This is a genomic window from Papillibacter cinnamivorans DSM 12816 (assembly GCF_900176335.1).
In the GTDB taxonomy this organism is placed as follows: Bacteria; Bacillota; Clostridia; order Oscillospirales; family Oscillospiraceae; genus Papillibacter; species Papillibacter cinnamivorans.
Genome location: NZ_FWXW01000001.1, coordinates 381,632 through 406,092 on the forward strand (window position 1 = coordinate 381,632; position 24,461 = coordinate 406,092).

General features: G+C 52.8%; 24 protein-coding genes. 13 read left to right on the forward strand and 11 right to left on the reverse strand.

Annotated elements, in window-relative coordinates; translation table 11 throughout:
- Positions 1-11 precede the first annotated feature (11 nt).
- Positions 12-209: a hypothetical protein gene (locus B9A13_RS01950; protein WP_143806843.1), complete on the forward strand. Its 198-nt coding sequence runs from the start codon at positions 12-14 to the stop codon at positions 207-209.
- Between the two features lie 100 nt (positions 210-309).
- A complete protein-coding gene (locus B9A13_RS01955; RefSeq protein ID WP_242942749.1) occupies positions 310-1,677 on the forward strand; it encodes a glycoside hydrolase family 3 N-terminal domain-containing protein in 1,368 nt (455 codons plus the stop codon).
- Between the two features lie 65 nt (positions 1,678-1,742).
- Here B9A13_RS01955 and B9A13_RS01960 read toward each other — a convergent pair whose 3' ends face one another.
- Entirely contained in the window at positions 1,743-2,894 is a 1,152-nt protein-coding gene (locus tag B9A13_RS01960) for a S8 family serine peptidase (RefSeq protein WP_084233345.1), read from the reverse strand.
- A 436-nt stretch (positions 2,895-3,330) separates the two neighbouring features.
- On the opposite strand from B9A13_RS01960, the gene abc-f reads away from it, so the two are divergent.
- Positions 3,331-4,809, forward strand: a complete 1,479-nt coding sequence (gene abc-f, locus B9A13_RS01965; RefSeq protein ID WP_084233346.1) for a ribosomal protection-like ABC-F family protein — start codon at positions 3,331-3,333, stop codon at positions 4,807-4,809.
- Between the two features lie 72 nt (positions 4,810-4,881).
- On the opposite strand, the gene B9A13_RS01970 is transcribed toward abc-f, so the two are convergent.
- Complete coding sequence (locus B9A13_RS01970; RefSeq protein ID WP_084233347.1) at positions 4,882-5,100, reverse strand: helix-turn-helix domain-containing protein; 219 nt, start codon at positions 5,098-5,100, stop codon at positions 4,882-4,884.
- A gap of 91 nt (positions 5,101-5,191) precedes the next feature.
- Here B9A13_RS01970 and B9A13_RS14240 point away from each other — a divergent pair, with 91 nt between their 5' ends.
- The 3 genes from B9A13_RS14240 to B9A13_RS01980 all read left to right on the forward strand — a co-directional run bounded on the left by B9A13_RS14240 (position 5,192) and on the right by B9A13_RS01980 (position 7,480).
- On the forward strand, positions 5,192-5,368 hold the full coding sequence (locus B9A13_RS14240; protein ID WP_200809663.1) for a hypothetical protein: 177 nt from the start codon (positions 5,192-5,194) through the stop codon (positions 5,366-5,368).
- 326 nt (positions 5,369-5,694) lie between these two features.
- On the forward strand, positions 5,695-6,411 hold the full coding sequence (locus B9A13_RS01975; RefSeq protein WP_084233348.1) for an SAM-dependent methyltransferase: 717 nt from the start codon (positions 5,695-5,697) through the stop codon (positions 6,409-6,411).
- A 160-nt stretch (positions 6,412-6,571) separates the two neighbouring features.
- Positions 6,572-7,480 (forward strand): DMT family transporter, encoded by a 909-nt coding sequence (locus tag B9A13_RS01980; RefSeq protein WP_200809664.1) that lies wholly within the window; start codon positions 6,572-6,574, stop codon positions 7,478-7,480.
- Positions 7,481-7,660: 180 nt separating this feature from the next.
- Here the strand turns inward: B9A13_RS01980 and B9A13_RS01985 are convergent, their stop codons facing one another.
- The gene (locus B9A13_RS01985; protein WP_084233349.1) at positions 7,661-8,512 is read right to left on the reverse strand and encodes a beta-keto acid cleavage family enzyme; all 852 of its coding nucleotides are present in this window, start codon (positions 8,510-8,512) and stop codon (positions 7,661-7,663) included.
- Positions 8,513-8,569: 57 nt separating this feature from the next.
- The gene (locus tag B9A13_RS01990; RefSeq protein ID WP_084233350.1) at positions 8,570-9,595 is read right to left on the reverse strand and encodes a ketopantoate reductase family protein; all 1,026 of its coding nucleotides are present in this window, start codon (positions 9,593-9,595) and stop codon (positions 8,570-8,572) included.
- A 395-nt stretch (positions 9,596-9,990) separates the two neighbouring features.
- On the opposite strand from B9A13_RS01990, the gene B9A13_RS01995 reads away from it, so the two are divergent.
- From B9A13_RS01995 to B9A13_RS02005, 3 genes are all read left to right on the forward strand, one after another.
- Positions 9,991-11,397 carry a sigma-54 interaction domain-containing protein gene (locus tag B9A13_RS01995; protein WP_084233351.1) on the forward strand — a complete coding sequence of 469 codons (1,407 nt, stop codon included), beginning with the start codon at positions 9,991-9,993 and terminating at the stop codon, positions 11,395-11,397.
- A 635-nt stretch (positions 11,398-12,032) separates the two neighbouring features.
- A complete protein-coding gene (locus tag B9A13_RS02000) occupies positions 12,033-12,851 on the forward strand; it encodes an N-acyl homoserine lactonase family protein (protein WP_084233352.1) in 819 nt (272 codons plus the stop codon).
- Between the two features lie 31 nt (positions 12,852-12,882).
- Positions 12,883-13,533 (forward strand): hypothetical protein, encoded by a 651-nt coding sequence (locus B9A13_RS02005; protein ID WP_084233353.1) that lies wholly within the window; start codon positions 12,883-12,885, stop codon positions 13,531-13,533.
- 86 nt (positions 13,534-13,619) lie between these two features.
- Here the strand turns inward: B9A13_RS02005 and B9A13_RS02010 are convergent, their stop codons facing one another.
- From B9A13_RS02010 to B9A13_RS02040, 7 genes are all read right to left on the reverse strand, one after another.
- On the reverse strand, positions 13,620-14,348 hold the full coding sequence (locus B9A13_RS02010; RefSeq protein ID WP_341456012.1) for an ABC transporter permease: 729 nt from the start codon (positions 14,346-14,348) through the stop codon (positions 13,620-13,622).
- Positions 14,349-14,361: 13 nt separating this feature from the next.
- Positions 14,362-15,087, reverse strand: a complete 726-nt coding sequence (locus tag B9A13_RS02015) for an ABC transporter ATP-binding protein (protein ID WP_084233355.1) — start codon at positions 15,085-15,087, stop codon at positions 14,362-14,364.
- Complete coding sequence (locus B9A13_RS02020) at positions 15,074-15,382, reverse strand: AbrB/MazE/SpoVT family DNA-binding domain-containing protein (RefSeq protein ID WP_084233356.1); 309 nt, start codon at positions 15,380-15,382, stop codon at positions 15,074-15,076. The genes B9A13_RS02015 and B9A13_RS02020 overlap by 14 nt, the downstream gene beginning before the upstream one ends.
- A 150-nt stretch (positions 15,383-15,532) precedes the next feature.
- Positions 15,533-16,465 carry a CPBP family intramembrane glutamic endopeptidase gene (locus B9A13_RS02025; RefSeq protein ID WP_159447993.1) on the reverse strand — a complete coding sequence of 311 codons (933 nt, stop codon included), beginning with the start codon at positions 16,463-16,465 and terminating at the stop codon, positions 15,533-15,535.
- A gap of 17 nt (positions 16,466-16,482) precedes the next feature.
- Entirely contained in the window at positions 16,483-17,592 is a 1,110-nt protein-coding gene (locus B9A13_RS02030; protein WP_084233358.1) for a helix-turn-helix domain-containing protein, read from the reverse strand.
- Between the two features lie 361 nt (positions 17,593-17,953).
- Positions 17,954-18,712 (reverse strand): hypothetical protein, encoded by a 759-nt coding sequence (locus B9A13_RS02035; RefSeq protein WP_084233359.1) that lies wholly within the window; start codon positions 18,710-18,712, stop codon positions 17,954-17,956.
- A 136-nt stretch (positions 18,713-18,848) separates the two neighbouring features.
- On the reverse strand, positions 18,849-19,724 hold the full coding sequence (locus B9A13_RS02040; RefSeq protein ID WP_084233360.1) for an SDR family NAD(P)-dependent oxidoreductase: 876 nt from the start codon (positions 19,722-19,724) through the stop codon (positions 18,849-18,851).
- Between the two features lie 508 nt (positions 19,725-20,232).
- On the opposite strand from B9A13_RS02040, the gene B9A13_RS02045 reads away from it, so the two are divergent.
- From B9A13_RS02045 to B9A13_RS02060, 4 genes are all read left to right on the forward strand, one after another.
- A complete protein-coding gene (locus B9A13_RS02045) occupies positions 20,233-21,432 on the forward strand; it encodes an ABC transporter substrate-binding protein (protein ID WP_084233361.1) in 1,200 nt (399 codons plus the stop codon).
- 131 nt (positions 21,433-21,563) lie between these two features.
- On the forward strand, positions 21,564-22,478 hold the full coding sequence (locus B9A13_RS02050) for a branched-chain amino acid ABC transporter permease (protein ID WP_084233362.1): 915 nt from the start codon (positions 21,564-21,566) through the stop codon (positions 22,476-22,478).
- A gap of 12 nt (positions 22,479-22,490) precedes the next feature.
- Positions 22,491-23,621, forward strand: coding sequence for a branched-chain amino acid ABC transporter permease (locus tag B9A13_RS02055; RefSeq protein WP_084233363.1), 1,131 nt, complete (start codon positions 22,491-22,493; stop codon positions 23,619-23,621).
- Positions 23,614-24,453: an ABC transporter ATP-binding protein gene (locus B9A13_RS02060; protein ID WP_084233364.1), complete on the forward strand. Its 840-nt coding sequence runs from the start codon at positions 23,614-23,616 to the stop codon at positions 24,451-24,453. The genes B9A13_RS02055 and B9A13_RS02060 overlap by 8 nt, the downstream gene beginning before the upstream one ends.
- Positions 24,454-24,461: the final 8 nt, after the last annotated feature.

Sequence of the window (24,461 nt, forward strand, 5' to 3'; positions counted from 1 at the left end):
GATTTTTATCATTGGGTTCATCGCATATCAGTATCAAGTACTTATATTCCCTGCACGAGCGCGCCGGTACCCTGGATAAGACGCTCAAAGAGCTGTGCCCCTGCTGCCTGAAGCAAAAGTGCATGGAGGAAAGCCACGCCGAAAAATTCACTCTCTACTGCATCGAGGGATTTTTCTCTCAGATAGATAAAAAAGAAGCTCTGGTATAAAACGGCTCTGATACTGCATAGCAAACGAAAAAAAGCTCGGCCCGCCTCGGTGCCGGGCCGCCGGCGGACATACGATCTATGCCGCCCGGGAGGAAAAAAAATGAAAAAAAACAGATGGATTATTCTCGCAATGGTATTTTTACTGCTGGGCGGATGCGCTTCCGGCGCCGCGCCGGGCGTCTCCCCCTCGCCTTCGCCCACGGCAACTCCCCAGCCCACCGAAGAACTCAAAACCGTCTCCGGCACCGTTTACGATGCCAGCATGAACACCCTGATCCTCATTACCGACAACCGAAAGCTGTACTCTTTCGTCACCGAAGACGTGGACAAACGGGTGACGGAGGACGGAATCCGCATCGGCTACCCCGTGACGGTGGGATATTATGGGCAGCTTGACGACAATTCTCAGGAGCAAACGGTGGCTCTGGGCTATATCCAGGTGGGAAACTTCGATGGCCTGACCCCCCGGGAAAAGGCGCAGCACATCCTCATGACCCTCAGCCTGGAAGACGAGGTCGGCCAGATGTTCATCGTGCGCTGCCCGGAGAAGAACGCTGCTGAAATTCAGGCTCAATACCAGTTCGGCGGCTATCTCCTCTTCGCCCGCGATTTTAAGGACAAAACCCCCGGCGAGGCCTCCGCGGACATTCAGAGCTGCCAAAGCTCCTCCAATATCCCCATGCTCATCGGCGTGGACGAGGAGGGCGGCACCGTCAACCGCATCAGCCTTTACTCCCAGTACCGCTCCGCTCCCTTCAAGTCCCCCCAGAAGCTCTATGCCTCCGGCGGGTGGGACGCCGTTGAGGGCGATACAAAGGAAAAATGCGCGCTTTTGAAGTCCTTGGGCGTCAACCTGAACTTTGCCCCGGTGTGCGACGTGTCCACGGATCCTTCCGACTTTATCTATGCCCGTTCCTTTGGGAAGGACGCCGAACAGACCTCCCAATACGTGAAAACCGTTGTGGAGACTATGGCCGGCACCGGCGTGGGCTGTGTTTTGAAACACTTTCCCGGCTACGGGAACAACGCGGATACCCACACGGGCAGCGCCTACGACTCCCGTCCCCTCGAAACCTTCGAGTCTTCCGATTTTCTTCCCTTTGAAGCGGGTATCCAGGCCGGGGCGGGCGCGGTTCTGGTCTGCCACAACGTGGTAAAGTGCATGGACGCCTCTTCCCCCGCCTCCCTTTCCCCCGAGGTGCACCGAATCCTCCGGGAAGACCTGGGCTTTGACGGCGTGATCATCACCGACGATCTGAGCATGCAGGCCGTGACGGACTTTACCGGCAGCGGCTCCGCCGCCCTTCTGGCCGTGGAGGCGGGAAACGATCTGCTCTGCTGCACGGATTATGAAACCCAGTACAAAGCCGTTCTGGAAGCGGCGCAAAGCGGCGGCATCACCCGCGAACGGATCGACGATTCGGCCCTCCGCATTTTGGCTCTGAAAATCTCTTTGGGGATTTTGTAGTAAAACACGGAATATTGGGAAGGAGCAGGCAAATCCTGCTCCTTCCCAATATATAAACTCGATTTTTAACGCGCCTCAACGGCTGAAATGAACGCAGTGGGATTAACGATTTTATTGCCGTTTTCATCGATATACGCGCTCTCAAAAAGCAAAGACAAGATTTCTTCATTTGACAGCGAAGGATCTGTCTGCCAGCCGAGGGCAAGTACGCCCGCAATGTAGGGGATCCCCCAGCTCAATCCTCCCTGCCCTGTGTATTGATAGGATTCGTGTCCTGCGGAATATTCCTCCGCTGTGGTTCTGGCAGACGTCGGAGCGAATACTACACCGTCCATCCGGGTTTCGTAAGGCTCCTGCGGAAACCCTGTGGAAAAATGCGTGACGTCATCAGGCTCTTCGGGATCGTAATAGCCGGGCGCGATAATCCCTGTATCGCAGCCCCTCCTGCAGTCCAGCACCAGGATCCCCGCTTTCTGTGCTTCCGCTACGGCATCGTCCCACATTTCTGTGTTTTTTATAAATGGCGAACCGTCTCCCGAGGGAGCGGCAGAAACGGACACAACGCGGATCTTATCTTCCTCCGGCAGGTCGCGGTTGGTCTCAATAATCCAGCGTAGCGCATCGGCGTAATATGCGCTGTCTCTTGACCAGGAAGGCGCTGCCGCAAAATACAGCTCCGCGTCCGGCGCTACACCGCAACTTTGCCCCACCAGCAGGCTTGCCACGCCAGGCCCGTGCATGGAACCGTTTTTTTCCGGCTGCCCGGTACCAAAATCCTTATATTGCACGATTCTGTCCCCAAATTCCGAGTGGAAGGGCTGAGCAAGGTTCTGGTCGATGATTGCGACCTTTACGCTTTTCCCGGTAATACCCCGTTCATGCAACGAACGGACGCCAAGACCGGGGTTTTTCCCGTTTTCCAGAATCTCCGCCGCAAGGTCTTCGCCTTCGGGAAATACCGTGTCCCTGTTAAACCAAAAGGTGGCTATGTCCTCCGGAGAGTAATTGCCTTTTTCCGGCTGAATTCCGTCTGGCACGATGGATCCGTTTACCATTCGGACATCGCTGTAAGGCTCGATCCGTTTTGTCAGAGCTGCAGTTTCGGAGGCTTGTTCGGACGGCTGTACGGCCAGGGAACCGCTCTCCGCCGTACTGTTTGTACAGGATGACGTTAAAACCAGCGCTGCGGTTATTATCAATATGGCAGGTTTTCTCATATCAGCACCTTCTTTACGGTTAACTTGCCGGGTTCGGCTGTAAATGATTGTTCAAAAGAAAACCTTATATAACAAATAATACCAGTCGCGTCTGACATTCGCAATCTTTCAGCATAAAACTTAAAGAATGCTTAATCATATTGTAATAATTCGCTGTCCTTGAAAAATTCCTCTCTCCGTGCTATACTGTTTCCATATCACACACAAAGTTAGGAGCTGAAAAGATGCGCAACGTATCCTGCTGAACGTATCAGGCATGACAAAGCGCCCGGGCGGTACCGTTCCGCCGGTTTTGTCGTGCCATGCAGGAAAGTTGCAGATTCTGTCGACTCGGAATAGATGGCTTTGTCCGGTCTTTTCGCCGGGCATCGGCGTATTTTGAGCTGCAGGGAACGACTTCCCTGCAGCTTACATTTTTTGTATGGAGGACAAAGCCATGTCGCTGATTTCCGTTTCAAACCTCACCTTTTCCTACGAGGGCAGCTCCGACACCATATTCGACAATGTAAGCTTCCAGCTGGACACCGACTGGAAGCTGGGCTTCACCGGCAGAAACGGCAGGGGCAAGACCACCTTTTTAAACCTGCTTATGGGCAAATATCCTTACTCCGGAAGGATAGCCGCCTCGGTGGACTTCGAATACTTCCCCTTTGATGTTCCCGATACTGGCAAAGACACCCTGGAGATCGTGGAGGGCATCAGCAAAAGTCACCTGCCCTGGGAGCTTGCCCGGGAGCTGTCTCTCCTGGAGCTGGACGAAGAGGTGCTGCGCCGTCCCTTCGAAACCCTGTCCAACGGGGAGCGGACGAAGGTCCTACTGGCCGCCCTCTTTCTCCGGGAAAACCGTTTCCTCCTCATCGACGAGCCCACCAACCACCTGGACATGCGTGGGCGGGAGCTTGTGAGCCGGTATTTAAACGGCAAGAAGGGTTTCATTTTGGTTTCGCACGACAGAGCCTTCCTGGACGGCTGCGTCGACCACATTCTTTCCATCAACCGGTCGGACATCGAGATCCAGCGGGGCAATTTCTCCTCCTGGCTCATAAACCGGGAGCGGCAGGATGCCTTTGAGCTTTCCGAAAACGAAAAGCTCAAAAAGGACATCCGCCGCCTCGAAGCCGCCGCCCAGCGCACCTCCGGCTGGTCCGACAAGGTGGAAAAGACGAAGTTCGCCACCAGAAATTCCGGCCTCCGGCCCGACCGGGGCTACATCGGGCACAAGGCGGCCAAGATGATGAGCCGGTCCAGGGCCATCGAAGGAAGGCGCGAGGCCGCCCTGGAGGAAAAATCCGCCCTTCTCAAAAATCTCGAGGCCTCCGAGGCCCTCAAGATCGCCCAGCTTCCCTATCACGCAAACCGCCTCGTTGCCCTGGAGGATGTCTCGATCTTTTACGGAGAAAAGGCCGCCTGCCGGAACGTAAACCTGGCGGTGGACCGGGGAGACCGGGTTGCGCTTCTGGGCCCCAACGGCTCCGGCAAATCCAGCGTCCTGAAGCTCGTCCGCGGAGAGGGTCTTTCCTATACCGGTACCTTCCAAAAAGGAAGCCGTCTTCTCATTTCTTATGTATCCCAGGATACCTCCCTTCTCCGGGGAAGCCCTAAAGACTTTGCACAAGAAAGCGGGATCGACGAGAGCCTGTTCAAGGCCATCCTCCGGAAACTGGATTTCTCCCGCGCGCAGTTTGAAAAGGACATGGGGGACTATAGCGGCGGGCAGAAGAAAAAGGTGCTCATTGCCAAAAGCCTTAGTGAACCGTCTCACCTGTTGGTCTGGGACGAACCCCTCAATTTTATCGACGTCATCTCCCGGATTCAGATCCAGGAGCTTCTGTTATCATTTAAACCCACAATCCTCTTCGTGGAACACGACAGCTCCTTCTGCCGCAGCGTCGCCACAAAAGCGGTCCGGTTATAGCCCGGAAAGGGCCATGAAAAAAGCTCGGAAATAACGGGGTCTCCCCCGTTTCCGCGCTTTTTTATACCTGCATCAGCGGCAGGGCTTCTTCTTATCTGTCCGCCCGAGAATGTAGTCCACGCTCACGTGATAAAAGTCGGCCAAAGCGCAGAGAACGCGCGGCGGTATCATCCGCTGGCCGCTTTCATAGTAAGCATACGTCCTTTGCGGGACGTTAATGGCTGCGCCGACCCTTTCCTGCGTCAAATCGGCGTCCTCCCGCAAGCTTCGAATCCGATCGTATTTTTCCATCAGCACCACCCTAATCAGTATAAAAAAGAACAATATGTTCTATTGCATTATTGAACATATTGTTCTACTATATACTCTGTGGGGTGTTCATATGGCGGACTATAAAGAAATGTATCTTAAAATGGTCAGGGCCTCGGAAGAGGCCGTGAATCGTATCGTCGCCGCCCAGCGGGAGTGCGAGGAACTGTATCTTTCTTCCCCGGAACCCGAATTGAAAGTCCTGAAACAGAAAAAGCGGATGGGCGAAAGCGGTGGGAAAAAACCGTAACTGTTCTTATATTGCGGATTGATATCATCCGGTCAACCAACGGGATATCCGCGTTGACTCGCCTCCCCCGCCGTGCTAAAATAATAGTATCATAATCACGGGAGATGTCTGTTTGGAGACGGTTCTGTAAGGAACGCGCGTAAACTGCAAAAACGGCAAAAAGGGCGGCGGGGGCCGCTCCGGTTTGTCGTGCGGTTTTGTTCCGTACAGAGTGGCGTGGGCATCGGTGCGCTCTGTTGGGACATGGCAAATTGCCGTGTCTCTTTTTCATGGACGCGTGTTCCCCCTCATTTCTCCCCCCAAATTAACTGAGAGGAATGCTGATTATGAAATATATCAGAGCAAACAAATACGCCTGGAACGAGCTCAGAAAGCGGATCATGGGGCCCAATCCCCTGAAACTTCTGGAGGAGCTCTGTGCCCTCCATCCCGTTTCCCCCGAAGAAACCGTAATGGACTTGGGCTGCGGCCAGGGGGTCACTTCCGTTTTCATCGTCAGGGAATACGGCCCGCTGGTCTTCGCCGCCGACTTGTGGATTCCGCCTACCGAAAATAAAAAGTACTTCGACAGCCTGGGGCTCACCTCCCGGCAGATCATCCCCCTTCAGGCCGAGGCTCACGCTCTTCCCTTTGCCGATGAATTCTTCGACACCGTGATCAGCGTGGATTCCTACCAATACTTCGGGTTGGATCCGGATTACCTGGGAAAGCACCTGCTCCCCCTGGTAAAGCACGGAGGATATCTTCTCATCACGGTCCCCGGCATGAAAAAGGACCTCCATGAAAATCTCCCGGCGGAAATGCTGCGCTCCTGGCGTCCCGAGGATCTGGATACCATTCACGACGCCGCATACTGGCGGCGCATTCTGGAAAAAACCGGAGAAGCCGAAATCGTCCATCTCGGGGAGATGGAGGGCAACGAGGAGTGCTGGAACGACTGGCTCTCCTGTGACAACGAGTACGCGGTCAATGACAGGGCCGCCATGGAGGCCGGCGCGGGTAAATATATGAATTTCCTTGCCATGATCCTGCGGCGGAAATAGGAAAAATCGCCTCACGGCGGCAGCTTCGGCTGCCGCCGCGGTGTTTAATATCCGCTGTTCTGTTCCGGATTTTTCAGGCTACCAGATTCCTCCTTTTTGTGCTACAATCGGCGTAGTACCCGGCGCGGATCCGGGTAAGCCATACCGGACGAAAGCGGGAATGACGATGAAATGGAAAGACAGCTTCCACCCCTACGCCGCCACCACGATTGTATTCTGGTCTCTGGCCTATGTCTTCACCCGCCTGGCCCTGCGGTATTTCTCCCCTTTTTCCCTGGGCTTTCTGCGGTATCTCACCGCTTCCGTGGTTTTGCTGATCCTTGCGTTCGCGTGGAAGGTTAAGCCTCCGGAAAAGAAGGATCTTCCGTGGTTTATCGTTGCCGGGGCTTCCGGCTTTTTCCTCTACATGATTGCCTTCAACATAGGCTGCGTAACGGTGAGCTCCTCCACCAGCAGCGTAATTATTGCCCTCACCCCCGTCATCACCGCGCTCCTTGCCCGCTTCACCATAAAAGAAACCCTGCGTCCCCTGCAGTGGGCGGCCATCGGCGTTTCCTTTGCGGGGGTCCTGGTTCTGACGGTGCTGCGCGGCGGCCTCGTGGTAAACGGGGGAATCGCGTGGTTGGTCGCCGCCGCGGCGCTTCTGAGCGTTTACAATCTCCTCCAGCGCCGGCTGACCCGCGTCTATTCCGCCCTGCAGACCTCCATGTTTTCCATCTTCATGGGGACAGCCATGCTGACCCTGTTCCTCCCCGGAGCTATCAGCGACCTGAAAAGTGCCCCGGCGGTCTCTTTCCTCTACATTCTGATCCTGGGCGTTTTCTCCAGCACCGTCGCTTTCATCGCCTGGTCCAAGGCCTTTGCAAAGGCGAAGAACACCTCCTCCGTCAGCAACTACATGTTTGTGACGCCCTTTCTGGCAAGCCTCATGGGGCTTCTCATCGCCGGCGAACCCGTGGACGCCGCCACCGTCATAGGCGGCGCCGTCATCATCGGCGGGCTTCTTCTCTTCCATTTCGGTGCTGCCCGCAGCGTTATCCCATCCGAAACCGCGCCCAGCAAAAAGTAACGTTTTCCGCTTTTCAGGATCTCCCCGTAAACAAAACCCGCCGGAGCAATACGCTCCGGCGAGTTTATCTGTCCGGTCATGCAAATATGGTTTCCCTGAAACTATTTGTATTTGCCGCTCATACTTCACGTGAACACCGCAGGGATGGCTACCAGTACCGTCACGGTTTATCCCCGTGGCTTATCTGACAAGGGGTTTTAAACCGAGAATCTCGCGCGCTTCGGCAGGAGATGCCGGCTCCTTGCCAAATTCTTTCACAATGCGCACCGCGCGCTCTACCAGCTGAGGATTGGTAGCCTTTACCCCTTTGGCATAATAAACATTATCCTCCAGTCCGACTCTGATGTGTCCACCTAAAGCCAATGCCGCGTACATAATAGGAAGGTGTGCGGATCCGACGCCAAAGGCCGACCAGACTGTGCCTTCGGGAAGATGTCTGACTAAATATTGAAGATTCTCCACAGTGGCTTCCATGGCTCCGCCGACGCCCATTACAAGCTGGCAGTACATAGGAGTATTTAGAACGCCCTTCTTCAGATAGTATTTTGCATTGTTGAGCATACCCATGTCAAATATTTCAACTTCCGGTTTCACGTTATATTCTTTCATAGTAATTCCTAGTTTTTCAAGGAACTCAGGTCCGTTGTAGAAAACAAAACTGGGCATCCAATTAAAGGTACCCGCATCGTAAGAAGCAAGCTCCATTTCTTTGATTTCTCTGATGTGCGCCATACGGGTTCCATCGTTTGCGTCAGGATCGCCGGAGGTCGTGCAGTTGATCACAATGTCGCAGTCGGCCTTCGCTCGAATAAGCGAGACCGTCTTTTTAAATCTTTCCTTGTCCATCGTTCCGATGGCGTTCTCGTTCCGCATGTGCAGATGAACGATACTTGCTCCGGCTTTCCAGCACTTGTATGCGTCTTCCGCAATCTCTTCCGGCGTAATTGGGATACTATCATTAAGAGTCTTGGGAGTAATGGCGCCCGTCAACGCGGCGGTAATAATAACTCTGTTTTCCAAATCTTTACTCATAATTTCACGACCTTATTTTCTATATATTTACGATAACAGGTAGAAATCACATTCTATTTACTCCTGAAAACCGGGCACTTTAAAGTACTTTAGGTTATCCATACTCAGCGGCAGATGTCTGCTCTCGATGCCTGTGATAACCTTGACAACGGTATCACAGAACGGAGTAGCGATTCCATATTTTCTGGCAGTGTCACTGACAAAACCGTTAAGCATGTTAACTTCAGTCTTTTTGCCTCTTTCGAGATCCTGCAGCATACTGGCCTTAGCTGAGCGCAAACCGTTGTAAATATTGATAAACATCTTCTGGGATACTTCAAAGTCTTCCGGCTTTTTAAACGAAAGCGGGGTAAGATCATAGTTGAGAAGAGTATGGAGCTTATGCCCGTCGGCTTCGCACGTTTTTTTTACTTCATTCCCGATATAGCACAGGCAGGCTCTTGCCTTCGGGTTATCTAAAACCTCACCGAAAGTACAGCCGCAAGCTGCAGACATACCGCTCATGCATGCGTTGGCCACTAGCTTTGTCCATCTGGAATCCATAAGTTCCGATGAAATCTCCGCAGGGCCCATATACCCCAGGATTTCCGCAACTTTTTTTATCCGCCCACTGATTTTCCCATCAATTTCTCCAATTTCAAATAGATGGGCCAATCGGGAAATATCCTGCGTCAGTTCCGAAACGCCGGGTCCAATAAAAGTTGCCCCCCAGAGGACTGTGCCGCCTACGGTTCTGTCACCTCCAACCTTTTCCGCCACATACACTTCGGGCACACCGTTCTGCAGGGTGCACACCGTACTGGCAGCATTTAGATGGGGAATAAGATTGCGCAGTACTTCTTCGTTTGTGGTTTGTTTTGTAAAGAGGAACACCAGATCATAGGTACCTTCCATCTGGCAGGGAGTAAGGGCACTTACTGGGACGGTCATATCTGCAAACCCGATGATTTTCGCGCCCTTCTCATTGAGCGCTTTGACATGTTCGGTATAAGAATCGATCATATCGACCTTACAGCCGTTCTTTGTCATAAATGCTCCCAAAACGGTTCCCATGGCGCCTGCTCCAAGAATTGCCACTCTCATACTTGTCTCCATTCTGCCACTTTGTGGCGTTAAAGTAATATGCCGTTTTACGGCTGGATATGGGAGCTACTCTGCCAACTGCCAGCCCGTTTTTGACAATATAGGCTCCTTTGTTTTACGTCGGATTAAGGCACTAGGATAGACTGTACAGGGAAAATCGATATCTGTGTACCCTAATATGTAAAGGAAGTCGAAAATGCTGGCATAAGAATTGCGGTTAAAAACAGTGTGCTTCCGTATCTCATTTCCAATTACAATGCAATCGTTATGCCAGTATTGCCACTCCGTCCAATTCTTGTTTGTAAATATTGTCGATAAAATTCTCCTGTTGTATTTTTTTATATATAATTAAAATGTAATGCTACTTAAAATTTGTATAGAATGGAGGATGGAAAATGAAGGACGTCAAGTTTTTTGAAACAATATTGGATAATATGACAGATGGTATTTACATTCTGGACGACAAGGGAAATTATATTTTTGTAAACAGCAAATATGTCAACATGACAGGGATTTCAAAAACGCGACTGCTCAGATACAATGTGTATGATTTCTTGAAAGAAGGCCAAATTAAAGTGCTCATCTCGGATATCGTATACCGCAATAAAAATACGGTCAATATGCTTCAAAATGTAGACATTTCTGGAGGAAAGCATTATCAGCAGCTTGTCATCTCGACTCCGATATTTGATGAAAAAGGGAATGTGAGGAACATTCTAGCAATCTGCCGAGACGTAACTACCATGAATGACAGTTATCGTAACGCGTTGCTGCAAGGAGTTATTTCCAACTACGATTCATACAATATGGAGGGAGAAAAAACTTCAGATGCCATTATCTCCGAAAGTGTTGAAATGAAAAACCTACTGGACATGGCTAAATATATTGCACAAACGGATTCCGCAGTTCTGCTCTATGGTGAATCAGGGACGGGAAAAGAAGTGGTCGCCAATTATATTCACAGCCACAGCCCGCGCGGTAAAAATAAAATGGTGATTGTAAACTGTGCCTCGCTACCGGAAAATCTGCTGGAAGCGGAATTGTTTGGATATGAAAAAGGTGCCTTCACCGGCGCGGCGGCAGAAAAAAGAGGGATCATTGAGGACGCGGATCATAGCACGCTCTTTTTGGATGAAATCAACTCGTTGCCGCTGAACCTACAGGGAAAACTGCTCCGTGCCCTTGAAACAAAACAGATTATCCGTCTTGGCTCTAATAAAACTCGGTTTATAGATTTTCGTACTATTGCAGCCACTAACGAGGAATTACAAGTTCTAGTAGAAAAGAAGCAATTTAGGGCAGACCTATTCTACCGGCTAAACGTCATTCCCATGACGATCCCTACCCTCCGGGACCGGCAAGAAGATATCGTTCCGTTGGCTGAATATTTTCTCAGATATTACTGTGGAAAATATGGTAAAAGTCGCGTGCTCACAGAAAAAACCATCCAAAACATGCTGAATTACAACTGGCCCGGGAACGTACGGGAATTGAAAAATTTCATTGAACGTGCGGTGGTAATGAGTGCCGGAAACAATATTGAAATCGGAAACATTCAGTCCATAGCTTCAGACCAGAGCCATACAAGCGGTCAAAAATACCCTGCCCCTATTTTTTTTGACATGTCTGGGCACTCACAAATGCCGATCAGGGGTATCTCGCTGAACAATTATATGGCGCAATGTGAACGTGATTGTCTTCAATATGTGCTGAACTCTACCCGCAGCACCCGTGAGGCAGCGAAAACACTAAATACTACACAATCTCTCATTATGCGCAGAAAAAAGAAATATGGTTTATGATTTTCGCAAATATCTTCATTAATTGGAAATATGAATCGGGAGCAACTCAAAATATGAATCGCTCCCGATTCATATTTCCAATTTCGACTCATAAGTTCCTGCAAGCTGCAAGCAATTGATTTAGACATGGCTTATCGTTACTTGCATTTCGGTACGGATCTCCTCCTAAATCTATTTCCAGTTCAACTGTGTAAGTTGGCATGACGTTTGCACATATAAGAGACATACAAAACAATAACGAACTCCGCAGAAAATTAATAGATTCATTATGAAGGAAAAACATCAATGATTAGATTTACTACTAGATGGTTGGTTAAAAGCGCTGATAAAAAAAATTATCAATACTCCGGGATTATGCTAGATGGTCCAAAAACCCGACATGATTTTTATCTGAACGGCAGTATTTACAATAATCAGGATTCTGCTGAAAAAAGAATGGAATCTTCTTCAAATAAGGGCTGCTCCAGAAAGTCGTATATAAGAGATACCCATCCGCCCTGAATAACGGCATGAACATCCAATTTTAAATATACAAAGTAACCGCAGCCCTTGATATATATTCCGATTTTTTACTGGAAGTGCTCTGATTCCGAACCATCATACATTATTTAAAACATAGTATTTGGGAGGTTATTATGAATTATTGGAAGATTAAAGCGATTTATGCCGGTCAGCTGACATTTCCTAAGGTTATTGTGGGGGGCGGGGGCGTAGACACCGATCTGGTTGTTGATTTTCCCTTTACCTGCTTCTTGCTAAGGAATGGGAGAGAAAATATAATGGTCGATACCGGGATGAAGGACGGATATACCGACCGGATGCAAGTGGGTGACTGTAAACCGAAAGGCTCCACAAAGATGCTTTTAGATGGTCTTGCGGAGGAAGGGCTGACTCCAAAAGATATTGATGCGGTCATTTATACGCACCTGCATTATGACCATTGCGGAAACGGTCACCTGTTCATGGACGTACCAACTTATATTCAAAAAGCCGAGTACGCAAACCTTATGAACCCTTATGGTTTCCAACAAGCCCGTGCGGATTATTTTGAGGATACAAAAGAATGGGTCAGAAATCTGAGCCAGCTAATTCTAGTAGATGGAAACATCAAACTGAGTAACGGACTCGAGCTATATCTTACAAAAGGGCATTCTCTGGGCGGACAGACGATTGTTGTTCCCACCGAAAAAGGCCGGTATGTATTGACAGGCGATGTCCCGGCTTCCCTCTGTTGTTTATTCCCAACCTTGGATAAAATGACTCTTATGGATGGCAGAGTAGTAAATATCACCCCCATTAAAAACCAGCGTTTTCTTATGAGTGCGTTTGCTAATGATTTCTTCGCATCCTATGACAGCCATTATCTCCAGTTGTCTCTCGGTGAAAAACCTGAACCTGAATACTTTATCACATCGCATGAGCCGGGAAATATATTCCGAAAATACTGGGGTTAAATTTAAGTTATAGAAAGGAACCAGATCTGATATGTATGAGAAAGAAATTCAAGTCAAGATCTCAGAAAAGCCATTGAACGGTAATCCCTCTCCGGTCGTAACTCTAGTATTTTCAATCCTCTGCTTTGTATTCTGGGCAAATTATATGGGGTATCTGAAGGAAGGTTCCATTCTAGCGATCGGTGTATTACAAATTGGGGTTTTCCCCATTTACATCATAGGTGCGATAATCCTGTTTACACGGGGAAATGACTTTGCAGGCAATGTCTTTGCAATTTTTGCTACCGCGTTTGGCAGTGCCGCAGGCTTGACCCATGTTTTGATGATTCTTTCACTAACCCATGGCATCCCATTTGACTATACAATATGCGGTATATTGTTTACTATTATAGGGGCATGTCTTCTGCTCATACTTCCCGGGCTCCGCTACGCTTCAAAAGTGGACTTTTTGATTTTCCTGTTCGGTGGATTAGGTGTGATGTTTGCTGGTCTTTCCGGTGCAATGTCCGTCCCCGCTTACTTTCCCCTGCTTGCAGGATGGTTTTTGTTTATCGATGGTTGTGTCGGGATTTACTCTTTCCTGTCTGGAATGCTTGGTTTTTGCGGTTTGAATATTCCTACAGGCAAACCGTTTTTCAGCCTTCCAGAAGCTCCGAAGAGTTCTGCCGTCGCAGTGAAGTAATCTACTTACGGTTATGTATCCTTTTGTATGCATAAAGAGCCCGCCGGAGCAAATTGCTCCGGCGGGCTCCTCCCGTCTGATCAAATTTATTTGACGTCGCCGTTCATCTTCCGGCGGAATACCGCCACGGCAATCGCCAAAATTACCGCCGCGTACCCCATTACCCACCACAGGTTCGGCCACAGAGAGCTCCAATCCCCGGCAAGGGCCGCCCTTCCGGCATCCACCGCATGTACGAAGGGCAGCGCGTCCGCAACCTTTTTGAATCCGCCGCCCACCAGGTTCAGGTCGAACCAGGTCCCGGAGAGCCACGCGCTCACGTTGGTCAGCAGCGCCCCGCACACGCCTCCCACCTGCTTGTCGTTGAAGAGGCTCCCGCACAGAAGCCCGATAGCTATAAACAAAACCGCCGCGGGGAAGATGGCCGCTATGGAGTACAGAATATGGACATCGACGGGAAGCCCCAGGGCAATGGCCGCGGCAAAGCAGACCGCTGTCTGCGCAACGGCCATGGGCAGCAGGGGCAGGACATATCCGAAAATAAAGTCCCGGGGCTGCATGGGGGAGGTAAACAGGCGCAGCATGAAGGAGCTGGTCCTGTCCTTTGCGATGAGCATCCCGGAGAACAGGGAGACGAAGGAAAGCCCGAATACCGCGATCCCGGGGGCCAGCCGCCCGATGGTAAACAGCTCTACGGGGACGTTGGCCTGGATCGCGCTCAGAAGCAGCAGCACGATCAGCGGAAACCCGATGCCAAAAGCCAGGTTGAGGAAATCCCGCAAAATCTCCTTGGCGTTGCGGGACGCGAAAACCATCGTTTTCACAGCCTCACCCCTCCCCTTCCGCCAGCGCGATAAAGGCGTCCTCGAAATTCTTTGCCTTCGTTCTTTCGGTGAGCTCCCCGGCCGTGCCCACCGCCTTCAGCCGCCCTCCCGCCATGACGCCCACCCGGTCGGACAGCGCTTCCGCCTCTTCCATGTAGTGCGTGGTGAGGATCATCGTAACCCGTCCCTTCAGCTTCTCAATGGCGGCCCAGAGTTCCCTCCGGGCAATCACGTCCAGCCCCAGGGTCGGCTCGTCTAGGAAAAGAACTTCCGGCTCTGAGATCAGAGCCATGGCGATGCTCAGCCGCCGCATGAGCCCTCCCGACAGGGTCTTGGATCTGACATGGGCAAATTCGCCCAATCCGAAAGCGGAGATCATCTCCTCCGCCTTCCGCCGGGACCGTTCCCGGCTTTCTCCGTATATTCCCGCGATGAGCTCCAGGTTTTCCCGGACTGTGAGATTGGGTGCGGTGGCGGTCTCCTGCGGCGAGACGTTGATCCTCTCTTTCACCCGGATGGGTTCGGAGACGATGCTGTATCCCAGAATCCGGGCGTCGCCGCCGGTAGGCTTCGTAAGGCCCGAGATCATCTTGATGGTGGTGGTCTTTCCCGCGCCGTTTACCCCCAGCAAAGCGAACAGCTCGCCCCTCTCGATCTCCAGGTTCAGGCCGTCCACCGCGGTTTTCGCTCCGTATCGCTTTGTCAGTCCCAAAGTCTCAATCGCTTTCATTTTCAGGTTCCTTTTCTTCCGCCTTGAGAATTTCCCTTGCAAAGGTAAGGCTGTCTTCTTCGCTGTGTTCGGGATAGACCGCCCTTGCCTTCCCGCCCAGAATGGCGTCGGCGATTCTCCTGAAAATCTCCATCCGCTCGATGGCGATTCCCTTTTCCGCGTCGGCCAGCAGCAGCAGCGTGTCGCCGGGTTTGATTTTGAACATGTCCCGGACCTCCTTGGGAATCACGATCTGTCCCTTGGGTCCCACCCGGACCGAGCTCATATATTTGCTGCCGTCTTTTGACTTGCCCATACCGCCCCTCCATTCAATAAGACTAGTTGCATTAGTTATACTTGTATAACAAATTATACTATTTCCGCTTTTTTGTCAATACCCCCTATAAATGTTCAGCAGCAAAAAAGAAAGGGCAGGAATTCCTGTCCTTTCTTTTTTGCTTAACTGCTACTTCTCCTCGGTCGTCAGGGATTTCCTGCGTGTTTCGCCGTTTAAACCAAGTCCGCCTCTGCCGGTTTTTATCAGCAGAATCACCGCCAGTACCGTCATTGGAATACCGCCGACAAATCCGGTCAGCGCTGGGCCCAGGATGGAATAATAGGACCCCTTCATCATATAGACCGGCATCGCCGCCCCCGCGTTCACTGCGGAATGGATCATGGCGGCAGGGATCACGCTCTTCATCCGGATGGAGATATACCCTTCCAAAACGCCTAGTCCGAAGCAGAACACGATCATGGCCAGGATTCCCAGCCAGGGGTACCCCGGATACCCGGTACCGTAGTTGTGCCCCAGTACAATCACCGGAGTGTGCCACAGGCCCCAGATAACCCCCGTGACCGTCAGCGCCGCCCTGTCTGACAGAAACAGCCGCAGCTTGGGAAGCAGATATCCCCTCCAGCCCAGCTCTTCCCCCAGCGTCGGTATGATGTTGATTACCGGCCCGATCAGAACAATCTGCAAAATGGAGATGAGCAGCAGACGGTCTGCGGTAAACCCGGTTTTTCCGCTTAAAGCGGCTATCTGCTGCAGCGCGGTGAGTTCCGGGTCGAATGAACCCGGGAAAACCAGAAAATAGACCGTTCCGCTGATAAGCAGCAGCGCCGCGGGGAGAAAGTAGATCAGCACGTACGCCTTGACATGCCCCTTGAAATTCGGCCTCAGGCACAGCTTTCCGAAGCCTTCCTTGGTGATGATTCTGGTCAGAATGTTGCATAGCGACGGGACAAACATGGCGCACATGGTAAAGACAATGGACATAGCGCTCCCGTAACTCTGTCCGGTTATGGGCGTCAGCAGGAACACCGGCCAGCTGACGGCGAATGTCAGAACAAGAAACAGGCAAAGCCGTTTCCGCTCCGTTTTTCTCTCAGTTTCCATACCCTCATCTCCCAACATCAGTGGCAGTTGCTCTGCAGCTTTTCGCAGATGCTCTGGAACCGCGGCTCGCCGGCAAGCACGGAAAAAGTAGGATTCTGAGCCACCGCCGCCGCCATGCTCCTCCGGATGGTTTTTTCGTCCCGGGGCAGCCCGTTTCCAAGGTCCAGCTTTTCGATCCAGCCGTTGATCCTGTCGAAGTAATCGTCGCCGTGCAGCTTCAGGGGATAGATGTCCGATGTCACGATTTCCGTATACTTCTGCAGCATGTCCAGCGCCCGGTCCCGGTTGCTCTGCGCAAGATATCCCTGGGCCGCCCCAAGATACAGGCCCACAAGAACGCCCGGATGCAGGTGCTTCATGTCGAAAGCTTCCGCTACAATACACGCCCGGTGCAGTGTCTCCTCGAACCGGGGAGCGTCGTCCGTGCTGAGCATCAGGTAGGCCGGAAAGAAGTTGAACAGCACGACGATGTTTTGGTAGGTTCCCACCTGCAGCACCGTCTTTGCCTCCTCGGCGCGCCCTGTCATCTGATAGGCGGGGGCGAGCAGGGATTCAGCCGGCATTGCAGGTTCCATGGCCCCCTCCAGCAGCTCCAGGACGCTCTTGGGATCTCCCTCGGCAAGGCTGCAGTAAGCCTCCATGTATAAGGCCCTACGGGCAAGCGCCGCCTCGTCGCTTTCTGTTTTGACCCTTACAAACAGCCCTCTGGCCTCCGCCAGCAAGGCCGCCGCCTTTTCTCTGTCCTTCAGCAGCTCCACGTGGTTGAGCAGCAGGCTTCCCATTTCCAGCAGCAGCGGAAAACAGGAGTAATACTTCTTGACAATCCCGCGGCACTCCTTCAGTACCCCGTCAAAGGGCTTGGATGCGAAGTCTGCCGACAGCCTCCGGTACAGCTTCCGGATGTCCTCCGGCGCCATCTGGGGCTGATAGTCCAGCAGCCCGTCGACACTGATGTTGAAATAAGACGCCAGCACCGGCAGGAACGTAACGTCCGGATAGCTCTGCCCGGTTTCCCATTTGGAGACCGACGCTTTGGAAACCCCCATGTAATTTGCCAGCTCATCCTGGGTGATCCCCTTTTCTCGGCGTTTGTTTATCAGCACTTTTGCGATGTTGATTTCTTTCATGTTTTTCACCTCTGTCTTAATTGTATCCGGAGGTCTTTGGTTTATCAATGGATCGGAGGTTGATTTTGGTTGATTTATTCAACCAATGCGATACTTTTGGGTTTTCTATGCTTATCCTCGTTTGAAAACCGGCAAAGTATAACCAAGCCGCCCGCGCCGGTTGGCGCGGGCGGCTTGGTTCGGTGATAGGACGGTTTGTTCCGTTTTCTAAACCTGTGTCTCCCTTTGAACGATACGGGAAAAAGCTGTTTCTTTTCGTTAATGGTTTATAAGCGCAGTTCCAGGCAGTCCCGGCCTCCCGGATCATAGGATTAACAAAAGCCCAATGTTCCTCCGTCTGCGATGAAATCCGGTTCTCTTTCTACGAGATCGCTTCCGAACCGACGGTATAGCTCCAGGCACCGCCGTCCTTCACCGCCCTGCAGTTGTTATAATAGTAAGCTCCCGTACCGCTGCGCCATTTGGACGCGTCGAAGGTGAAGCTCTCCCCGGTCACGTCGGAAAGCGTAAGCTCAAACAGCATCCCGTTGTCAAAATACAGCTGCTCTTTGTTGATGTACCCCTGCTCGCTCAGCTCGTCGAAGGTTCCCGTGATACCCTGCAGATTGTGCTCGCTGCTTACCATGTAGACAAGGGCGCTCTTCTCGGATTCCGATAGGTTTGTCACCTGAGACAAATCGAAAGCCAGAATGGAAATGTCGGAATTGAGTCCCTCGTCCGTATTCCAGAGATCGCTTAAGATCATCTGATAAAATCCCGCCAGATCATCTTCCTGTCCGGTAATTTTAATATAGACGATATTGCCTATCTGAGCCGGATAAGATTCCATGATGCCGCCGGAATAGCCGATCTCCACAGTCTGCCCCGACTGCAGCGCGGATGCGTCGGCGGGCGTGTTGTCCGGGTTGTACAGATCGGGCTCGGAGGAAACGATATAAAGATCGGATGCCCCGGTGCCGGCAAGCAAAAAGGAGTCGTCACGCAGCTGCGCGATCTTTCCGGATAAAACTGCTTCCGCTTTCGGTAGCTGCGGCTCGGCTTTGGAAAAAGGGTTGGAACAGGCCGTAAGGGCAAGAAGGAGCGCCGCAGTAAGGACGGGTACTCCGAAAACCCTTCTCATAGTCTCCACCTCCAGGATGTCTTTATAGGTTTGGACGTGGAAATTTGTATTCCGTTCCCTTTAATTCTTCTTTGTCAAACCTCCCCGCCTTATTGCGGGTTTTGAATCGTTCTGGAAAAGCGGAGGGAAACAGGCCTCACCCGTGAAGCAGCGTGATTCCGCCGTCAACGTACAGCGTCTGGCCCGTTATGTAGGAAGAATAATCGGAGGCGAGAAACATAACCGCGTCGGCGATCTCGGAAACGGTTCCTCCTCTGCCCAGAGGAAGCCTCTCCTCTATCGCGCGAAGCTGCGCGGGTTTGTCAAGCACGGCGGCGTTGATGGAGGTGGGAACAAATCCCGGTGCCACGCAGTTGACGCGGATATTGCTCCCGGCCCACTCTCGTCCCAGGCTTTTCGTCAGCTGTGAAATCGCTGCCTTTGAGGCCGCGTACACCGCCATCCCTTGTACGACGGTAACTGCGTTGACCGAACCGATGTTTATAATCGTTCCTGCGGCCTTTCTTCCCATCATGTCCATCGCTGCGAACCGGGCGGCAAAAAAGTAGCCCTTCAGGTTGGTGTCCAGAGTTGCGTCCCAGTCCTCCTCGCTGACCTCCACGGAAGGCTTGGGAAACTGCACGCCGGCATTGTTGACCAGGATGTCGATCCTGCCGAATTGATCCGCCGCACCCTGGAGAAAAGCGTTCAGCTCCAAAAGCTTCGAGACATCTGCCTCCATGCCGAAAACCCGCGATCTGTCGTCTCCGGCCATCTCATCCTTGGCCCTGTCGATATCCTGCTGTTTCCGGCTGCAGATGGCCACTGATGCTCCCGCTTCGTAGAAGCGCTCGGCCACTTCACGGCCGATGCCGCGGGAAGCGCCTGTGACGACGACTGCCTTCTCCCTGAAATCGAAGGGCGCGCAGCCGCTCTCCATAAGGCTTTTCATACGCGGCGGGGCAGGCGCGGCTTGTTTTTCCGCCGCTCTGCCGTCCCGGGACAAAAAACGCCTGATAGGAAAAAGTTCCATAACTGCAACCTGCCTTTTATAAGATTGAACCGGACTGAAACGCAAAACGGCCCATCCGGGCTCCGGGCCTTCTTAAAAAAGCGAAACCGCTCTTTCAAGTATACCATTATGCCCGTCTTTTTTAAACGGAAATCGCTTTGGGCTGAGCAAGGCGGAAAACGCTGTCTTTGCCCGGGGAGATGCGCTCTGCAGACTGCCCGGGCCGGGATATCTGCCGCTGAAATACATCCGGTCCCTGCTCCTGTCGGTTGATATCCCTTCGGGATTATCTCGGGCGGGCGGAAGGTAAAATACGGCCAGAGCCTGGATTTAACAGCAGATTTTACCTATCTCCTTCTTCAGGGCAGCGGATTTTAGAGCATTTTATATAAAACATTTGAGATTGAATTACAATTATATTGCATTTGACGGTCACTTGGGTTATAATTTTTTCTGGGTCACCGAGCACACTTGTCCGCATACGGCGGACATTCCGGCGGCCAATCACTTATATTGGGAGGAAGAAAACATGAAAAGGCTATCGGCTGTAATTTTGTCTGTCTTGCTGGTTTTGTCTCTCTGCGCATGTGGTTCCTCAACAACCACAACTACGCCTACGCCCACCGCGGCGGCTGGCAATCCCGTCCTGAAAATCGGCGTCTTCGAGCCCGCTTCCGGTGACAACGGTGCCGGCGGCAAGCAGGAAACCCTCGGCATTGAGTATGCCAATTCCGTTTCCCCCACTGTGGAAATCGACGGCACTACATATGATGTCGAGCTTGTCAAGGTAGATAACGAGAGCTCCAACGACAAGGCTGCCACCGCGGCCTCCACTCTGGTCTCCGCCGGTGTCTCCGTGGTCCTCGGCTCTTACGGCTCCAGCGTCTCCATCGCCGCTTCCCCCACCTTCAAGGAAGCCGGGATCCCTGTCATCGGCATCACCTGCACCAACCCGCAGGTTACCGAGGGCAACACCCATTATTTCCGCATCTGCTTCCTGGATCCCTTCCAGGGCACCGTTCTGGCAAACTACGCCTTCAGCGAGCTCAAAGTGACTAAGGCTTACTGCCTGTCCAAGCTGGGCGACGACTATTCCGGCGGGCTTGTCAATTACTTTGTCACCGCTTTTGAAGCCCTCGGCGGAACCTGCGTGCAGGATACCTTCCCCGACGGCAACTCCGACTTTACCTCCTACATCAACAACGCCAAGAACGAAGGCTGCCAGGTCTTCTTCTCCCCCGTCTCCACCGAGGCCGCTCAGCTCATCATCAACCAGGCCGATTCTCAGGGACTGGGAATGCCGATTCTCGCCGGCGACACGTGGGACTCCAACGTCATCCTTCAGGCTGCCAAGGGCAAGAGTGTTGACGTCACCGTGACCACCTTCTATCCCGAAGGTGCCAATGCCGACTTCGACAGCGGCTTTAAGACCTGGGTCGCCGGAGACTCCACCCGCCTTGCCAACAACGGCGGAGACGATACCGTTGCCGCCGTTACCGCCATGGGCTATGATGCGTATTTCTTCGCCCTTCAGGCTGCGGTAAACGCCAAGAGCACCGCCTCCGCCGACATCATGCAGGCTCTGTGGACCACCGAGTATGACGGCGTTTCCGGGCACATCGCCCTTGACCAGACCAACGGCGACGCCATCCGCAACACCGCCTACGTCAAACACTGCAACACGGAAACCGGGGCCTGGGAAGCTCTGCCCGCGGTTACCATCGGCTGATTAAATCTGTACCGAGCGGCGGGGGTCTCCGGCCCCCGCCGCGTTTTCGGGCACTCATGCGATATCTTGTGTCGCCTGAAAAGGGAAACCGGAGGTTTTCCTTTTCAGGCGGCATAAAAGGAGGCAAATGCATGATTGAGTTTCTGCACAGCAATCTTTCCTATATCCTCTCGGGTATCTCGGTGGGAGGTCAGTTCGCTCTCATAGCCATTGGGTACACCATGGTCTACGGGATTCTCCGCCTCATCAACTTCGCCCACGGTGACGTGTTCATGTGCGCGGGGCTGATGATGGTCTATCTGTCGGCCTCCATGCCCATGATGATGGCGATCCCGCTGGTTCTCATCCTGACGGTCGCCCTTGGCTTTATCATTGAGCGCGTGGCTTACAAGCCCCTGCGCAGCGCGCCGCGCATGTCGGTCATGATCAGCGCCATCGGCGTGTCCTACCTGCTGCAGAATGCGGCGCTGTATTTTACCGGCGGCCTTGCCAAGGTGTATCCGGAAATCCCGTGGCTTTCCAAGACTATCACGATCTGGGATGCGTCCACGAAGGTCGTCACGGTGGTAACGCCGATTCTCACCATCGTACTGGTGGTCCTTTTATCCCTCCTCATCAAATATACCAAGATCGGCATGGCGATGCGGGCCGTGTCCAAGGACTTTGAGACCAGCGAGCTCATGGGCATAAAGATTGACCGGGTCATCTCCGTCACCTTTATCATCGGCTCGTTTCTCGCCGCGGTCGGCTCCATGCTGTATTTCACCAACTATGCCTCCGTGGCGCCCACCTCCGGCGGTATGCCGGGACTCAAATGCTTCGTGGCGGCGGTGTTCGGCGGGATCGGGAGCATCCCCGGAGCCGTCATCGGCGCGTTTATCATCGGTATCTGCGAGAACATCATCAAGGGCGGCAGCTCGATATTCGGCATCGGCGGTTCCGGCTGGACCACCTTTTCGGACGCCTTTACCTTTGCGCTGCTCATCATCATTCTTGTCGTAAAGCCCACCGGCCTGTTCGGTGAAAAGGCTACGGACAAGGTCTGAGGAGGCGAGGGTATGGGAAAGAAAAATAAAACCGAACTCTGGATAGCCCTGGTCGCCATCGCCCTGGTATACATAGTGGTTATTATCCTGGAGCAGACCATGAGCCCCGGCAATATCCTCTTCACCGTCCTGAAAAAGGGAGCCATCTATTCTCTGGTCGCCGTATCCATGAACCTGCTCAACGGCTTTACGGGCCTGTTTTCCCTGGGCCAGGCGGGCTTCATGCTCATCGGCGCGTATACCTACGCCATATTGACCATGCCGGTGGCCGTCAAGCTCTCCGACCAGGTCTATAAATATTACGACTGCATCATTCATTTCGACACCGGTATCCTGGTGGGCCTCATCTGCGCCGGTATCGCCGCCGCCGTCTTCGCGGCTCTCATCGGTCTTCCGGTCCTGCGCCTGAAATCCGACTATCTGGCGATCGCGACTTTGGGCTTTGCCGAAATCATCCGGGCCATCTTCCAGTGGAACACCCTGGGGCCGGTGACCAACGGTGCCAACGTCATGCGGGAATATAAGGATTTAACCAGCGTTGTCATTCCCATCATAAATGTCCGCATTCCGCCCACCCTATTTGTCTTCATCGTGGCGGGGCTCTGTATCGCCTTTATCGTTTTGCTCATTAACTCCTCCTACGGGCGCGCCTTCAAGGCCATCCGGGACGACGAGATCGCGGCGGAGGCCATGGGCATCAACCTTTTCCGGCACAAACAGATGAGCTTTGTCATCAGCTCCTTCTTTGCGGGCATATCCGGCGCGCTCCTTGCCATGTTCCAGTACACCGTGGTGGCCTCGCAGTTTAAAAGCGCCATGACCTACGAGATCCTCCTCATCGTTGTGATAGGAGGCATCGGTTCCATCTCCGGCTCCTGCATCGCGAGCTTTCTTTACATCGCCCTTTCGGAGTGGTGGCTGCGCGGCCTGGACATGGGAAAATTCCTGGGAATAGACGCCCCCGGCATCTTCCGCTCCGGTTTCCGCAGATTTATCTTCTCCATCATTATCATGGTCATCGTCCTCTTCTTCTCCAGAGGCCTCATGGGGGACAAAGAGCTGTCTTTCCGCTGGCTGGCGAAGAAACTGCGGCGAAAGCGAAGCGGCGAGGCCGCGGCGAAGGGAGGCGGCCCCAATGCCTGAAAATGTGCTGCGTCTTGAGGACGTGACCATGCAGTTCGGCGGGGTCGTAGCCGTCAATAACCTCTCTCTGGAAGTCAACCGCGGGGAAATCGTCGCCCTCATAGGCCCCAACGGCGCGGGAAAGACCACGGCCTTCAACTGCGTCACCGGCGTTTACGAGCCGACGAACGGCATCATCCGCTTCAACGAAGAGCAGATTGTGGCAAATCACCCCCGGGGCAAGATGAAAAAGCTCTATAACGGCGAAAACGCGAAAAAATACGTGGGTTCCAAGACCATCAGCCCCACGCCGGACGAGATTACGAAGCTTGGCATCGCCCGTACCTTCCAGAATATCCGTCTGTGGAAAAGCATGACGGTCTTCGACAATGTTCTCACCGCGAAGCATATGCGGGCCAGGCACAACGTTTTCTCCGCCACCCTGCGTATAAGCTATGCGGAGGAAAAACGCATGCGGGAGGAAACCGAGGCCCTGCTTGCCGAGCAGAACCTCCTGCAGTATGCCGGGGACCTGGCGGTGAGCCTGCCTTACGGACTTCAGCGCAGGCTGGAGATCGCCCGCGCCCTTGCCACCGATCCGGCTCTGCTTCTACTGGACGAACCCGCCGCCGGCATGAATCCCCAGGAGACTCAGGATCTGGGGCAGTTCATTGTACAGATCAAGGATAAGTACAACCTCACCGTTTTCATGATCGAGCACCATATGGACCTGGTGATGCAGTTTTCCGACCGTATCTATGTCATCGATTTCGGGAAGCTCATCTGTGAGGGAACGCCCGACGTTGTTCAGGCGGATCCCCGCGTGATCAACGCGTACTTGGGGGTGGGCTGATGAGCGAA